The organism is Brasilonema sp. UFV-L1 (genome assembly GCF_012912105.1).
In the GTDB taxonomy this organism is placed as follows: domain Bacteria; phylum Cyanobacteriota; class Cyanobacteriia; order Cyanobacteriales; family Nostocaceae; genus Brasilonema.
Genome location: NZ_QMEA01000072.1, coordinates 2,721 through 17,999 on the forward strand (window position 1 = coordinate 2,721; position 15,279 = coordinate 17,999).

At 43.5% G+C, this 15,279-nt stretch carries 14 protein-coding genes and 1 pseudogene; 11 read left to right on the top strand and 4 right to left on the bottom strand.

The annotated features are described in order from the left end of the window. From DP117_RS20425 to DP117_RS20465, 9 genes and pseudogenes are all read left to right on the top strand, one after another. Positions 1–223, top strand: a pseudogene (locus DP117_RS20425) (hypothetical protein); the annotation flags it as partial. Positions 224–298: 75 nt separating this feature from the next. Continuing rightward, complete coding sequence (locus tag DP117_RS20430) at positions 299–1,627, top strand: AAA family ATPase (RefSeq protein ID WP_169220091.1); 1,329 nt, start codon at positions 299–301, stop codon at positions 1,625–1,627. Beyond that, a complete protein-coding gene (locus DP117_RS20435) occupies positions 1,624–3,318 on the top strand; it encodes a tetratricopeptide repeat protein (RefSeq protein ID WP_169220092.1) in 1,695 nt (564 codons plus the stop codon). Before DP117_RS20430 ends, DP117_RS20435 begins: the two co-directional genes overlap by 4 nt. Before the next feature lie 392 nt (positions 3,319–3,710). Continuing rightward, positions 3,711–3,965 carry a UPF0175 family protein gene (locus DP117_RS20440; protein ID WP_169220093.1) on the top strand — a complete coding sequence of 85 codons (255 nt, stop codon included), beginning with the start codon at positions 3,711–3,713 and terminating at the stop codon, positions 3,963–3,965. Between the two features lie 45 nt (positions 3,966–4,010). Further along, complete coding sequence (locus tag DP117_RS20445) at positions 4,011–4,349, top strand: DUF2281 domain-containing protein (RefSeq protein WP_211176233.1); 339 nt, start codon at positions 4,011–4,013, stop codon at positions 4,347–4,349. 64 nt (positions 4,350–4,413) lie between these two features. After that, positions 4,414–4,554, top strand: coding sequence for a BrnT family toxin (locus DP117_RS36370; protein WP_248277745.1), 141 nt, complete (start codon positions 4,414–4,416; stop codon positions 4,552–4,554). Between the two features lie 317 nt (positions 4,555–4,871). Further along, on the top strand, positions 4,872–5,075 hold the full coding sequence (locus tag DP117_RS20455; protein ID WP_169220094.1) for a hypothetical protein: 204 nt from the start codon (positions 4,872–4,874) through the stop codon (positions 5,073–5,075). A gap of 84 nt (positions 5,076–5,159) precedes the next feature. Further along, entirely contained in the window at positions 5,160–5,363 is a 204-nt protein-coding gene (locus DP117_RS20460) for a hypothetical protein (RefSeq protein ID WP_169220095.1), read from the top strand. A 417-nt stretch (positions 5,364–5,780) separates the two neighbouring features. Beyond that, positions 5,781–7,109: a hypothetical protein gene (locus tag DP117_RS20465; protein WP_169220096.1), complete on the top strand. Its 1,329-nt coding sequence runs from the start codon at positions 5,781–5,783 to the stop codon at positions 7,107–7,109. Positions 7,110–7,161: 52 nt separating this feature from the next. On the opposite strand, the gene DP117_RS20470 is transcribed toward DP117_RS20465, so the two are convergent. After that, complete coding sequence (locus tag DP117_RS20470; RefSeq protein ID WP_169220097.1) at positions 7,162–7,719, bottom strand: 3'-5' exoribonuclease; 558 nt, start codon at positions 7,717–7,719, stop codon at positions 7,162–7,164. Between the two features lie 207 nt (positions 7,720–7,926). Next, positions 7,927–9,411: an NAD(P)/FAD-dependent oxidoreductase gene (locus tag DP117_RS20475; RefSeq protein WP_169220098.1), complete on the bottom strand. Its 1,485-nt coding sequence runs from the start codon at positions 9,409–9,411 to the stop codon at positions 7,927–7,929. A gap of 282 nt (positions 9,412–9,693) precedes the next feature. Between DP117_RS20475 and DP117_RS20480 the strand changes: the two genes are divergently transcribed. Further along, positions 9,694–10,476, top strand: coding sequence for an ABC transporter ATP-binding protein (locus DP117_RS20480; protein WP_169220099.1), 783 nt, complete (start codon positions 9,694–9,696; stop codon positions 10,474–10,476). Between the two features lie 87 nt (positions 10,477–10,563). Then, on the top strand, positions 10,564–12,216 hold the full coding sequence (locus tag DP117_RS20485) for an MlaD family protein (protein ID WP_169220100.1): 1,653 nt from the start codon (positions 10,564–10,566) through the stop codon (positions 12,214–12,216). 959 nt (positions 12,217–13,175) lie between these two features. On the opposite strand, the gene DP117_RS20490 is transcribed toward DP117_RS20485, so the two are convergent. Together DP117_RS20490 and DP117_RS20495 are read right to left on the bottom strand one after the other, a co-directional pair. Further along, entirely contained in the window at positions 13,176–14,423 is a 1,248-nt protein-coding gene (locus DP117_RS20490) for an RNA-guided endonuclease TnpB family protein (RefSeq protein ID WP_169220101.1), read from the bottom strand. Between the two features lie 332 nt (positions 14,424–14,755). Then, positions 14,756–15,046: a DUF3288 family protein gene (locus tag DP117_RS20495; RefSeq protein ID WP_169220102.1), complete on the bottom strand. Its 291-nt coding sequence runs from the start codon at positions 15,044–15,046 to the stop codon at positions 14,756–14,758. Between the last annotated feature and the right edge of the window lie 233 nt (positions 15,047–15,279).

Below are 15,279 nucleotides of genomic sequence, written 5' to 3' on the forward strand. Positions count from 1 at the left end.
GTGTTTGGAACTCTCGAACGAGTGTTTGGAACTCGTCGATGAGTGTTTGGAACTCGTCGATGAGTGTTTGGAACTCTCGAACGAGTGTTTGGAACTCGTCGATGAGTGTTATTACGGTTCGGTTAACGTAATTGTGCTCAGAGAAACCCGGTTTCTTCAAGAAACCGGGTTTCTGTCAAGCGTGCTTATCCGAACCATATTGGAGGTTGTCTATCAAGATTGATTTAATGAGTTTGTAGTCAGCGCTGACTATAAACTAGACTGGGTATGAAAAATATTGCAATATTTTTTACCACTTATGCTTGATAGTCAAGAATTATTACTCAAAAATCTATACAATGCTTTTAACCCATTTGAACCTTTACCCGCAGATGATCTAAGGTACGTTGATTGTCAGGATGTACGCGGTGATGCGGATATTTTACAAGAGTTCGGAAATCGCATACAACGAGCAGATAGAAATACTTGCCAATTGTACTCTGGACATCGAGGGGCGGGGAAATCTACGGAACTACTCAGATTAAAGCAATATCTGGAAAATCGCAAATTCTATGTCGTTTATTTTGCCGCTGATGAAGAAGATATTGACTCAGAAGACGCTCAATATACAGATATTCTCCTCGCTTGTACCCGCCGATTGCTCAAAGATTTACAGCAATTTGGTGATACTAGTCCGGTGCTAAACTGGCTCAAAGAACGCTGGCAAGATTTGAAAGATTTGGCGCAGACTTCCATAGAGTTTGACAACATGAAAGTCGAAGCACAAATTGCTCAATTTGCCAAGCTAACAGCCAATTTAAGAGCTGTTCCCGAATTACGTCATCAGATTCGCCAAAAAATTAATCCCCACACAGTCACCTTAATTAAGGTGTTGAATGAATTCCTGGCAGATGCAAAAAGCAAACTACCAACTGGCTATACTCAACTAGCGGTGATTGTCGATAACTTAGACCGGATGGTATTAGTTAAAGATGGAGACAACACAAATCATGAAGAAGTTTTTTTAGACCGCAGTGAACAACTTAAGGCTTTGAATTGCCATTTGATTTACACTGCTCCCATCTCAATGCTGTATTCTAAACGAGCAACAGACATCAGAGATATCTATGGTGAATGCTTAATTTTGCCCATGATTATGGTGAAAACTCACACAGGAGAAATTTACGAACCAGGACTCAAGAAAGTCAAAGAAGTCATTCGCAAGCGAGTCCGGCAAATTGAACAAGAACTTCCCTTGGAAAACGGAATTTTTGATAGTCAGCAAACTTTAGAAAGATTGTGTTTGATGAGTGGAGGTCATGTCAGAAATTTGCTATTGTTAACTCAAAACGCCATTGGACGGACTGAAGAGTTACCAATTTCTGAAAAAGCAGTGCGACGAGCAATCACTCAAGCCAGAGACGACTATCATCGGGCTGTGGAAAATCATCAATGGTGTCTGCTGGCGGAAGTCTCCCGTTCTAAACGCATCGTCAATGATGACCAGTATCGCAGTTTGATGTATAACCGCTGTCTTTTAGAATATCGTTATTTGGATGATGATGGAGAAATGCAGCGTTGGTATGATATTCATCCATTGATTCAAGGAATTTCCGAATTTAAAGAAGCTGTGGCGAAACTTCCATGAACCCAAATTTAACTGATTGGGAAAGTGATTGGGATGATGATTTACCCCCCGAACCGGAGGAAGTTTATCAAGACTTGGTTCGCGCATTGAAACGCAAGTCAGGATTTGGCTTGTTTTTTGTCCAGTGTACTCCAGCCGAAGCTGAACGTTTCATTGCTAAACTTGGGCAGGAGATTCCACAGAAAAAGATTGCAACGCTTCGTTTGGTTGAGGCGATTGATAATTTATATGGGCGGGTGACTGAGTTTGTGAAAGACAAGCCAGTTGATATTTTATTGATTAAAGGGTTGGAATATTCTTTATATAAGTATGAGCAAAGAAGTTTTGGTGAAATAACAGAAGGACAATTTAGTAATATAACTCGTGTTCCTCCAATTTTGAATCACCTGAATCAACAGCGAGAACGGTTTAGGGATGACTTTCCATTTTGTTTTGTCTTTCTCTTGCGGTCATTTTCGATTAACTATTTGATTCACCGCGCCCCAGATTTTTTTGATTGGCGTTCTGGAGTCTTTAAATTACCTACGATACCAGAAGTGGTAGAACAAGAATCCAATCGTTTGTTACTGGAGGGAGACTATGAAAAATACCTGCAACTCAGCCCAGAACAAAAGATTGAGAAAGTCTTGGAATTTCAAGACCTTTTGGCAGAACAACATCAGACAGAGAGTCGTAAGGCTAGTTTACTACTTGAATTGGGAAATTTGTTAGCTGCGGCTAAGGAATATGAAGCAGCGATCGCATCTTACGACCAAGCACTCAAATTTAAACCTGACGACGATTCGGCTTGGAACAACCGGGGGATTGCGCTGGGGAATTTGGGACACAACCAGGAAGCTGTTGCATCTTTCGACCAAGCACTGAAAATTAAACCTGACTACGATTCGGCTTGGAACAACCGGGGGGTTGCGCTCTCGGATTTGGGACGCTACGAGGAAGCTGTTGCATCTTTCGACCAAGCACTCAAAATTAAACCTGACGACGATTCGGCTTGGTACAACCGGGGGGTTGCGCTGCAGAATTTGGGACGCTACGAAGAAGCTGTTGCATCTTTCGACCAAGCACTGAAAATTAAACCTGACGACGATTCGGCTTGGTACAACCGGGGGGTTGCGCTCTCGGATTTGGGACGCTACGAGGAAGCTGTTGCATCTTTCGACCAAGCACTGAAAATTAAACCTGACTACGATTCGGCTTGGAACAACCGGGGGATTGCGCTGGGGAATTTGGGACACAACCAGGAAGCTGTTGCATCTTTCGACCAAGCACTGAAATTTAAACCTGACAAAGATTCGGCTTGGTACAACCGGGGGATTGCGCTCTCGGATTTGGGACGCTACGAAGAAGCTGTTGCATCTTACGACCAAGCACTGAAATTTAAACCTGACAAAGATTCGGCTTGGTACAACCGGGGGATTGCGCTGGGGAATTTGGGACGCTACGAGGAAGCTGTTGCATCTTACGACCAAGCACTGAAAATTAAACCTGACTACGATTCGGCTTGGTACAACAAAGCTTGCTGCTATGCTCTTCAAGGTAACATTGAGCAAGCAATTGAAAACCTCGAAAAAGCAATTTATCTGAATCCTGATAAATGTCGTGAATGGGCAAGGAATAACTCAGATTTTGACAGTATTCGTAAAGATGAGCGCTTTGTGGCGTTGATTCAAAAACAGCAAACAGGCGATTAGTTAAACTTAGATTTTGCACCTCACCATGAGTACGCCTTGAACTTAAGTTCAAGGCTGATAGTCACGCGTCCGTTAAAATTCAGATCTTGCACCAGTATCAACAACGAGGCTCTGCCTCGATATCTCGTTCCCAGGCTGAGCCTGGGAACGAGGGTTGGGAGGCTCTGCCTCCCGATTATTGAGAATGGTGCAAGATCTCAGTTAAAACGGACTGAAATATATATATCTTATTATTTAGTGAGCTAATCGCATACTTGACCTCTTAGCCCCAGAATTTATTTCTTGGTGGACGAAAACGCAGACGCAAGATTTGAGTAAAGTTATTTTAGACGTGCAATGTTGCTCACCGCAATTTTCAAATCGGTATAAACTCAAGAATATCTTACAATAATATGTCATTACAACTGAAAATTGACTACCCAGAAACTCTACCAGACGCTCTGCAACAGACTCAAAAACAGTTTGAACAAGAAGCCAAAATGGCAATGGCGGTGAAGCTGTTTGAAATGAAACGCATTTCCTCAGGCGTCGCCGCACAATTAGCAGGCATAGATCGAGTTTCTTTCTTGCTCAATTTGCATCGTTACGGAGTTCCAATAATTGATTTAACAGAAGAGGAACTGCTTACCGATTTAGAGAATGCCTGATACAGATAGAATAGAGCTATTCTATTTTTAGGAAGGTCTATTTAGATGTCAGAAACAATCAACATTGAGCAAGCAGTATTAGATAATTTGCGGATACTTCCAAATGCACAACAACAGGAAGTACTAGATTTTGTAGAATTTCTAGTGCAAAAATCAGGTAAGCGAAAGCAGGTAAGTAGCGAAGATTCAGATTCTAGTATTTCATCAACGACTCAAGAGAAACAACAATTATCTCTCCAAGAAATTGCAAAGCTTCCTGTGGAGGAACGTCACAAACGATTAGCACCTTATGTAGCTGCAACAGCTGAAGATTTTTTAAACGAGCCAGAATTGACAGAGTTTTCTGTTTTGGATGGGGAAGACTGGGAAACTGAAAATGACTAATCCTTATTGTCAAAGATTTTACTATTACGCTTGAATGAGCATGGCACTATAACTTTAACTAAGAATGACATTTGACTTTGAATGGGATGACAATAAAGAAAGAAGGAACATTAGAAAGCATGGCGTTTCATTTGAAGAAGCAAAGACTGTTTTTAACGACCCATTCTGCATGACTCTTGATGATGAGCAACACTCACTCTATTGAAGAATTACGTTTTATAACTATAGGCTATTCTCAGAATCAACGTCTGCTATTGGTAGTTCATACAGACAGAGGAGACAAAGCTCGAATGGCGTTGCTGAATCAGGGTATGAATTGTCATTCTGTTAGCGCAGCGTGTCCGCAGGACAGCGTAACGAAGTGAAGCGTTAGCGCAGCGTGTCCCAAAGACATAGAATCTGGCAGATGCTTCATTTCGCTCCGCTGCATTCAGCATGACAAAACTGAATTCATACTTCAAATCAGCAACGCCGCTCGAATTATTAGTGCTAGGCTTGTGACAAATAGTGAAAGGAAATTATATGAACAAGGTATCTAATTCCCAAGATGATGAAATGCTCGATGATTACTCACAGATGCTGGAGAAAAACTGGAGTCGAGGCGTGAGGGGAAAATATTACAATCGTTATCCCAAAGATAGAAAGCCTATAGTAAAAATCACAAGCGAAGAAGGTGTGAGATATGTGACACTAAGGTGGCTGGAAGCACAAACTACTGTGAGATAAAACCGCCAGATAATAACACTTGTTCCCTCTGATATTTTACCAGGAAAACATCTGGTTACTCTACTCATTAAAGAACCAGTCAATTTGATTTCTGAAGAATTGATTTCAAGTGAAAATAATAAGCAGGAAGTGACAATCAAAACTTTTAAAGCAGAAGCTACTGTTACACCTGATGGCAAACTCACAGCACAACTTGATAGTGATAATGATGAGAAGATTGCACCAGGAGAGTACAAAATCACCCTGATAATTGAAGAACCTACAACTCCTAGTTCTGAAGAGATATAGCAATCCGCGCAGGATTTATGAAAAATCTTAGGTATTGTAGGGTGGGCAGTGCTTACCGTATTTTGCTGACTACATCCGGGTTTTGCGTTCGCACTGCCCACCTTACCTCAGATCTTGCACCTCACCGATAGTACGCCTTGAACTCAAGTACCCTGCGGGAAGCCCTATGCCTGCGGCACGGCTCTTGCCTATCGGGGAGAACCTCCGGTTCCGCTGCGCTTTGCGCAATTGCGTTCGCGATTGCGTGTCCTCTGGACTCAGCGGCTCCAAAGGAGCATCGCCTGTCTATGTGCAGAGGGCTTGCTTCAGAAAACTCTATGGGCATAGAGTGCGGACTTGCGATCGCCAAATTCAATTTATTTTAAATCACCTGTAAAATAATAATCACAAAATTAAATAAGATAAGCAGGAAGGACGATGACAAAACCAGAAGATCAAACTGCAGATGCACGCAAGCGTGTCTTGGAATCTGCGAATCGCTTAGGAGTTCAACTCAATGAGCAAGAATTGGAACGCTGGATGAAGTCCATCACCGAGGCGACAGGTGACAGCGATATTGTTGTGGATAAAGAAACAGGTGTTTTTGGGCACAAAGTCACCATGTTGGATTTCGATCCGCAAGAGCTGGCACGCTTTCGCGCCATTGGCAAAATCGTAGAATTTGAAGACATTCCTGGCGTTGTAGAAACCGCATTGGCAATCTCTGGTTCCGCAGCTCAATCGAAGATTCAGACTTACCCTGGTGACTGCGACTACTTTGAGCGAGTGAATATCATTGCACCCACCCGTAGCGAAGCCTGCCAGATTCTTTCCAAACTAATCCGCGATAAAGCACTCAACACCTTGTCTGGTCCCAATTACCAGTTAATTGATGTGAAGTTTGGTGCCTACCCTCAAAAAGTGATTCGGGGAGAACACACCCGGCGTGAAGGTTCACCAATTGGCTGGCTACCCGATGACATTATCGCTTCTCAGATAGAGGTAACCGACCTAGAGGGCAATCCTCTAGTGATCACCTGGGATTCCGTAGCACAAGACCCTAATTGGTCTTGGTGCAAACTGGAATGGATTATCGCTGACACGATACGCGGTCAATTATCCAACGCCAGCAACGTAGTAGATGTCACTTGGGAAGCACCAGATGGTACCATCACTGCACTCGATGGCTATCTGGACGGCTACTTTCAGGAGGTTTACCTGGACGCTGAATCCGCCCCGATCTTTTCCAAGGTGGTGAAGCAGGCCTCCAGCGATGTCATGGATACTTATGTGGCGGCATTGGAAAATGAAGTCAAAAAATGTATTAAAAAAGGCAAGTACCTCAACTACGGCAAAGCAGCTAAGCGTCTGTACAACATCTTCCGACTGAACGGGCGTTATGAAGAAGCAGCGTTTCTGCGTGAATTGTTCGATGAACCTACAGCACTACTCTATCAAGTCCACGCGTTAATGGGAACTGTGCAGCAAGCCAGGGACAATAGCAGCGTCTTTGATATCGACAGCATTCTCAATCAGACGGATGAACTGATCGTGGCAGCTGTCAAGGTCTTGGAAGGGGAAGAAGAGTTGGAGATTGTGCGTCATCTGCTGCGCCTCTACCGTAGTCTGTGTCGCCAGGAGTCTGGCACTCCTCTCGGTTCCGAAGTGGATGTTGCTCAAGCAGAGGTGATGAAAATTGTCAACAATTTCTTCTATGAAAAGATGACAGCGTTACCTACGATTAAAGCTTATATCGAGGGTGTTTAAGTATAGAGAAAACTCCTCAGCTTCTCAAAGCAATCAGGGATGGCGATCTTGGTTAACGCTGTAGATTCGCTTGCAACAGATTGCAGAATAACGTCCCCTGCTGCATGGCATCATCCAGGGCAATGTGTTTCAATGGAAGATTATCTAACCATGCAGTAGGTAGATTGTCCTTGCCGGATTCGCTGTAGTTTCGTTTCAGGAATGCCATCGCATATGATCGGATATCCAGTGCCGAGTGTTTAAATGGGCTATTGCCCACAAATTTCATCAAGTACCAGTAAACAAACATAAAGTCAAAGGCAGCAGGATAGCCAACGAAAATCGGCTTACCCGGTAACCCGAGAAGCCACGAGTGGAACGACTGCATGACCTGTGGTGGCGGCTGTGGGTTGGTTCGAGCCGCTGCCCAGGCATCTGGCTGTTGTGACCACCAGTTCATCGTTTCGGGGTGTCCTTGTGCCCCTGGCAAGGTTTCTAGATTAGCCGTAAAAGTAGCAACTAATTGTTTGTCTGCAGTATACGCAGCCGAAGCAATACTGAGCATGGAGTGGGGTCCAGGGATAGGACCATCTGCTTCTATATCGGTACTGACGTAGATTTCGATTGTCACCTTTTATCCTGCCTGTGTTTCATCACTATGACTCAATCTTTTTCATCAGTACTAAGACTAAACAATTGTCTCATAATTAAAATCTGTTCTCTCAGCCAATTCCAAAAATTTTTTGTCATTCAAAAAGCAAGAGAACCTATGATCACAAAATGAGCTATAGCTAGCCCCTTAGGGGGCCGGAGCTAACGCTGCTGCACGAAGCGCAAATCACCTCACCAATGTATTCGCGCACAAAATCCCAGACGCCGCAACTGCAGGTACACCAATTCCCGGTGTAGTGCTATCACCAACGCGATATAATCCCCGTATTGGCGTGTGTGGTCCCGGAAACATCCCCTGTCCCGCTTCAATCGCCGGACCATAAGTTCCCTTATACCTTCGCAAATAATAAGCATGGGTTAAGGGTGTGCCAATGAGTTCTAACACAACACGCTCCCTAATATCTGGAATAATTTTCTCTAAGGCACGATATAAAGTTTGGGCTTTCTCTCGCTTCTTTTGTTCATATTCCTGATTCCGTTCCCAGCCTGCGTATGGTTCCAAGGTGTAAGCGTGAACCACATAATGTCCTTCTGGGGCAAGCGTTGCATCCCATACACTAGGAATGGATATCATGCAAGTGTTTCCTGGAACTGTAATATCTTTACTAGTGTCGTGAACGACTACATGATGTCCTGTTAAATTTTCCAAACTATCTGCACGAATACCTAAGTGTAAATGCATAAAGCTATCAACAGCAGGTGTATCTAATGCAGCTTTGCGGTAAGATGAGGGCAAATCCTCAGGACGCAACAACTTGGTGTAGGTGTCCCAAATACTGGCATTAGAAATGACGATGGGTGCTTTGAGGATTTCACCTTTTGCCAACCGCACACCAATGACTTTACCAGAATCAACCAGAATTTGCTCAACATGATGTCCCAAGAGCAACTTACCGTTCCAACGTTCTAATCCCCGCACTAAAGCCTTGACAATTGCTCCACTCCCACCTATCGGATACTCAACTCCAACGCGGGAGCGTTCACCTAACATAAAAGCGATTTCTGGAGCTATGGTACCATGCGCCTTTAAACCAGACAGCAAAAAGCATTCTAAATCAATGAGCCGCCGTACCCAAGGATCTTGTACTGTTGTATCCATGACATGACCGACAGATGCTTGAACAAGCGGCAAATGAGGTAACATCTTTAGTAAGGAAGGCAAATAACGTCCGATTAACACAGGAATGACTTGCCAGTCTGCTCGCAAAGCTAAGGTAGGAATACCTTTCATTGCTTCGTACAGAGGTAACAAGCGTTCCTCAAACCGTTTGAATTCCTTTGCTCCTTGCAGCGTAATTTTCGCTAATTCTTCACAGCTTAGCTCAGCATTGCTATAAATAGGTAAAGTCGCCTCAGGAAAATGGTAGAGTCCAAGGGGGTCGTAGGGTACAGATTCTAAAGATTCGCCCAAAACGTCAAGAACTTGTTTGACGGGATTTAAGCTTTCGGTACTTGTCAGACCACAATAAAATGAAGGACCAGAATCAAATTCAAATCCTCGTCGTCTAAAGGTATGAGCAGCACCCCCAGGTATTGTATGGCTTTCACAGACAATTACCCGTTTGCCATAACGAGCAAGTAACGCAGCAGCAGTTAACCCGCCAATACCACTACCGATAACAATGACATCACTATCATGAATTTTTGTCATTTGTTCGCCGCTTTGCCAAGTCCAAGCTCAAGAGTTCATAATTCAGAGTAACTCAGATCTTGCACCTAACCGGAGTACGCCTTGAACTCAAGTTCAAGGTTAATAAGCCAAGTCCGTTAAAACGGACTTGAACTTTGAGCCAAGAAATTTATTTCTTGGCAGACGAACATTATGGTGCAAAATCTGAGATAACTTATTTTGACTCCTAACTCCTAACTCCTAACTCCTAACTCCTGACTCCTGACTCCTGACTCCTGACTCCTGACTCCTGACTCCTAACTCATGACTGAACCTTTGATTGAACTAAAAGGCGTTTCTAAATCCTTTGGTAGCAATAAGGTTTTAGATAACGTAGATTTCACGATTTACCGAGGCGAAGCATTAGGAATTATAGGTCCTAGTGGTACTGGTAAGTCAACAATTTTGCGGGTAATTGCTGGGTTGATTGCTCCTGATTCTGGAGAAATTTATATCAAAGGAGTGCATCGAGAGGGGTTGGTTGAGGATGGAACAGATCCAGTTGGTATTGGTATGGTGTTTCAGCAGGCTGCGTTATTTGATTCTTTAACGGTAGAGGAGAATGTGGGTTTTTCACTTTATCAATACTCAAAGCTACCACGTTCTCGGATTCGAGAACTGGTGAATGAAAAATTGGAGATGGTGGGGTTGTCGGGAATAGGCGATCGCTTTCCTGCTGAACTTTCTGGAGGTATGCGAAAACGAGTCAGTTTTGCTCGTGCGATTATGTCTAACCCCGACAACCCCAAAGACACTCCAGAAGTTTTACTGTACGATGAACCAACAGCCGGACTTGATCCAATTGCTTCTACTGTGATCGAAGATTTAATTCGGCAGTTGCAATGTATACAGGGAGTCTGTAGCACCTACGCTATTGTCACTCACCAACAAAGTACCATTCGTCGCACGGCTGACAGATTGGTGTTTCTCTACCAAGGTAAAGTGCAATGGGAAGGTCATGTTAGTGAAATAGATACTACAAACCATCCTTTGATGAGACAATTTCTCAGTGGAAGTGTTTCTGGACCAATTCAAGTTGTTGGTTAGGATAATTTTGGATTTTAGATTTCAGATAGAAGCAAAATCTAGCATCAAAAATCTAAAATCTAAAATCCCTAGGTGAGGAAAAGGAAAATGCGACGTCTATTGACAAACCGCTTTGCATCTGAGCGAACACTTCGAGAAGGTTCTGTCGGGTTGTTACTTCTGGTGGGACTAGGGGTGTTCGGGTTAATCGTTTTGTGGTTGACTAGATTTAATGCTTCTCGTGGTTCATACAAAGCAATTGTTGAATTTGCTAATGCTGGCGGTATGCAAAAAGGGGCAGTGGTTCGGTATCGTGGCGTGAAGGTAGGTACTATTTCTGCGATTCGACCTGGACCAAACAACATTGAGGTAGAAATTGAAATTACCAATCCCAACTTGATCATTCCCAGCAATGTCACAGTTGAAGCGAATCAATCCGGACTTATAAATGAAAGTGTTATCGACATCACACCAAAAACGCAGTTACCTCCTGGAGTTGTGGTAGCCAAACCGTTAGCAAAAAATTGTAACCCCCAAATTATCGTCTGTAATGGTTCTCGGTTAAAAGGTCAAATCGGGATTAGCCTTGATGAACTGATTCGCACAACAACACAGATAGCAGCTGTATACAGTAATCCAACATTTTATAAAAATGTCAATGACGCTGTGGCAAATACTGCTGTTGCTGCGGCGAGTTTTACTGAGTTAAGTCGCAACCTGAGTGTTTTAAGCAAAAGCTTTCAACAACAACTCAACTCCCTTTCTGCGACAAACAGCACAGTTCAAAAAGCAACAAATGAACTCAGCACATCCACTAGTAAAACTTTGAATCAATTCGGTAATACTGCAGAGCAATTTGGTGCGACTGCTAAAGAAGTTCGTTTAACAACGACTCAAGTTAGTAAGCTTATTAATAATCTTGATACTCTAGTCACTAGCAACCGCTCCTCACTTGTTGGAGCGTTAAACAATATCACCGAAACTAGCAATCAATTACGTAAAACAGTTAGTAACTTTTCACCTGCTGTGAATCGCGTCACCCAAGGAGAATTAATCAAAAATTTAGAAACTTTGTCTGCAAATGCTGCAAAAGCTTCTGCTAATTTGCGCGATGTTTCCAACAGCCTCAACAATCCTAATAACGTGCTGGTTCTGCAACAAACTTTAGATTCTGCACGGGTGACATTTGAGAACACTCAAAAAATTACATCTGATTTAGATGAGTTGACAGGAGACCCAGCTTTTCGGCAAAATCTCAGGCAACTGGTCAATGGTTTAAGTGGTTTGGTATCCTCCACACAGCAGATGCAGCAGTACGGGCAAATTGCTAACACTCTAGATTCTGTCAAAGCGACTGTTCATAACTCTAGTAGTGTAATTTCCACACCCGACACCACACCCAATAGAAATCAACAGCCGTATTCATATAATATTCCACGCACTGCTGGCAAAAGTGCTGATCAGACAAAAGTGCCTTCTGTCGTCATTTTGACGAATCCCACTCCAAAGAGTCGTCAACAGCAGATCATGTTCAATTTATCACCTACACCTGTCAAGAGTGTTGACCAGACGTTTCAACCAACCAGCATCACCTTGACAAATTCGATCCCAAACACTCATCAACAATTACCTGAAACTAAGAGTGCTAGTAAGCAGCCTCAACCTACAAGTACACAGGTGACTCCCTCTTTAGCTCAAGAAAACCTGTTGAGGAAATTGAGGGAACATCGTGAACAGGGAAGTAGGGAGAGTCAGGAGTAGGACAGGCACTTACAAGAAAAAAAATGCAAGGGCGCAAGTTCTGCGCCCTATGCCTGCGGCACGGCTTTGCCTATCGAGCGCTTAACAACCTCCACGCGCGTGCCTTGTACACCAACTACTCCCTTTCCGCCGGAAGATTACCTATTTAAATGAACCGCATTAGCGCAGCGTGTCCGCAGGACATAGACACAAAGAGCGCAAAGAAAGAGGAAAAGAAGATCGGTAATTTTCTAGCGGGAAGGGAGTAGTTATTGTTAGCGCAGCCTACGCCCCAACCAAGCAAAGCTTCGGGGAGAGGGCGCTCCCGATTGTAAAGTGGATGCTTTGGTCTTTATGAGCACAGTTCAAATGGATTCAGTAATTGAAGTTCAGCAATCCAGATAAAATCGGCTGTATTTCGAGTTACTAAGGTTCGGTTATGCGCCAGTGCAGTACCTGCAATCATGGCATCTCCTAACGACATCCTGCGCTGTTGTCGAAGCTGCACTGCTGCTCTCGTTCCCAAACGACCGGATCACTGATTTGTGCAAATGCACCAATGTCAGCAAGCTGTTCCAGGATTGATGCCATTTCCTGCCCTATTGCGCTTGATACCAAGTTGCATTCATACAGGTAATCTTCTTTTTTCTTCCTTAGCGCTCTTAGCGCCAAGGGCGCACGCTACGAAGAGCGCGTCTATGTCCTATGCCTGCGGCACGCTAAGAGCGAACGGACACGCTGCGCTAACGTGGTTCGTTTATGAAATTATCTCTTTGAACGCAACGCGCGTATGATTTCTCTATTACAGCTTCATCTAAGATTGTGACAAGTACAGTCATCGGTTGCTCAGGATTTGGAGAAAGCGGGGCAGACTCACGCCACTCTATGTAATTACCGCGTAGGATAGCTTTGTAGGTTGGCAGCATAGTAACAGTTGGGGGGTTGTTGCAGATAAATCACAGTATATGTATCAACGTGAACTACCCCGCCGCATAGGCGGACGGGGCTTCTGTACTCATAGGCGAGTGCCTAAGATGAGACTTTCGTCCCATCTTAGGTCTTACCTCCCCTCCTACAGCAGAGACGGCTGAACCATCCGCCCTTAGCATTCTGACTCCTTCTGCTCTAATGTTGATGGCTGCATTACCATCACGGTCATGATGAGTACCACAGTTCGGACAAGTCCATTCCCTCACGTCTAACGGCATGTCACCAACTTGATAAAAACAATTAGAGCAAAGTTTGGAACTGGGGAACCATCGATTTATTTCAACTAATTTTGCACCTTTGCGTTCTAGCTTGTAGGCTAAAAAGTTAGTGAATGTTCCCCATCCGCAATCAGATATTGCTTTTGCTAATTTGTGATTACGAACCATGCCCTTGACATGAAGATTCTCCACTATGACAGCTTGACTATCGCTGACCAACTTGTAACTAAGTTTATGCAGAAAATCTTGCCGCGAATTGCTAACTCGTTCGTACACTTTAGCAACAATTTTTCTATGCTTGTATCTTGAATTACTCCCTTTTTGTTTACGTGCTAATTTTTGCTGTTTACGCTTGAGGTTTTTTTCATGTCTGGCAAGGTGTCTAGGATTGCTATATTTAGAAACTTTTTCACCATCGGTGACAATTGCAAAGTCCTTCACCCCTAAGTCAACGCCATAAATTTTACCTTCTGCTGTAGTCGGGGTTTCGCCCTCTACCGTCGGGCGTTGCCCGCCCGCTTCGCTAACAGTCAATATAGATGCAAAATACTTACCTGATGGCGCTTTGCTAATGGTTACAGTCTTGATTTTCCCTTCAATCGGTCTATGTATCTTGGCTTTGACAACTCCAATGTTACCTGGAAGCTTGACGTTACCTTCTACAATCTTGACGTTTTGAGGGTATTGTATCGACTGTTTACCATGCTTAGATTTGAATTTAGGAAAACCAGCACCTTTGTCAAAAAAGTTTTTGTACGCTGTGGTCAGATGAAGTGTTGTAGCTTGTAAAACTTGGCTATAACAGTCAGCCAACCATTTGGTATCTTCTTCTTTTTTGAGTTTTGGTAGAAGAGAGTTGAGTGCTACCTGTGATAACCCTTTTCCCGTTTCTTTGTATGTCTCAATTGACTTATTTAGTGCAAAGTTCCACCACCAACGCGCACAACCAAATGTTTGCGCTAACAATATTCCTTGTTCTTTAGACGGATATATACGAACTTGTACAGCTTTATGTAGCACTCAAATCACCTCCTTGGTTTTTATATTCTACTACTATCTACACTTAACAGTAAAGCTATTCCGGAAAATATTGGAAATTGTTCGGGCATTCATAAAGAATGCACCTCACAACTTCCCGCCTATCCATCCCCACCGCACGGCGGATGGGGAATTCCGGCGAACTGCGTTAAAAGTAAAACGGTGTTATGAGTCGTCAAAGTCGAAATTTGCAACGAGTAGATTCTCTTACCACGTTACCGCGCGCTGCAACAACCGTGAGTTTAACCTAGCTCGAAGAGAATGAATGTCGGGAAGTTTTCCTCTTCCCTCTTTCTTGACCAATCCAGTCTTAACTAATTCCAATCTTCTTCTTCTTTTTTGCCGCGACTTTTGTAAATACCCCCACTGCTGTGTAAAGCGCGTGTTTTTTCAAAAAGTTCTGCTTCGCTCAAACCCCACTGCTGTAAAATCTTGTCCAAATCGCGGTGTAAGTCTCTCGCACCAGGAAAACCTTGATAGCGGATTCGCAGTCTAGCAAGTTCTGCTAAATTATAATCAGTCGCCTCACCTATTAATAAATTCTCTACGGTTGGGCGATCGCGATTGTACAGCGGATGCTGTTGGTCTTTATTTGCTTTACTCATAACATTCACTGATTGTAAATTGGGGATCGTCAGTGAGCAGTAGTCTGTTGTCAAAGAAAATACCGCTAAGCAGGAACGATTTACTATTCATCATTTTCCCTCTATTCCTTAGTCTTCAGTCATTGACGGCTAATACACCTCAACTCTTACGGCTCTCACTACTGCCACTCGACTTTAAATAAAGATACATTATCCATAACAAAGTACACAAAAGTTCAGGTGAAGGTGAATAT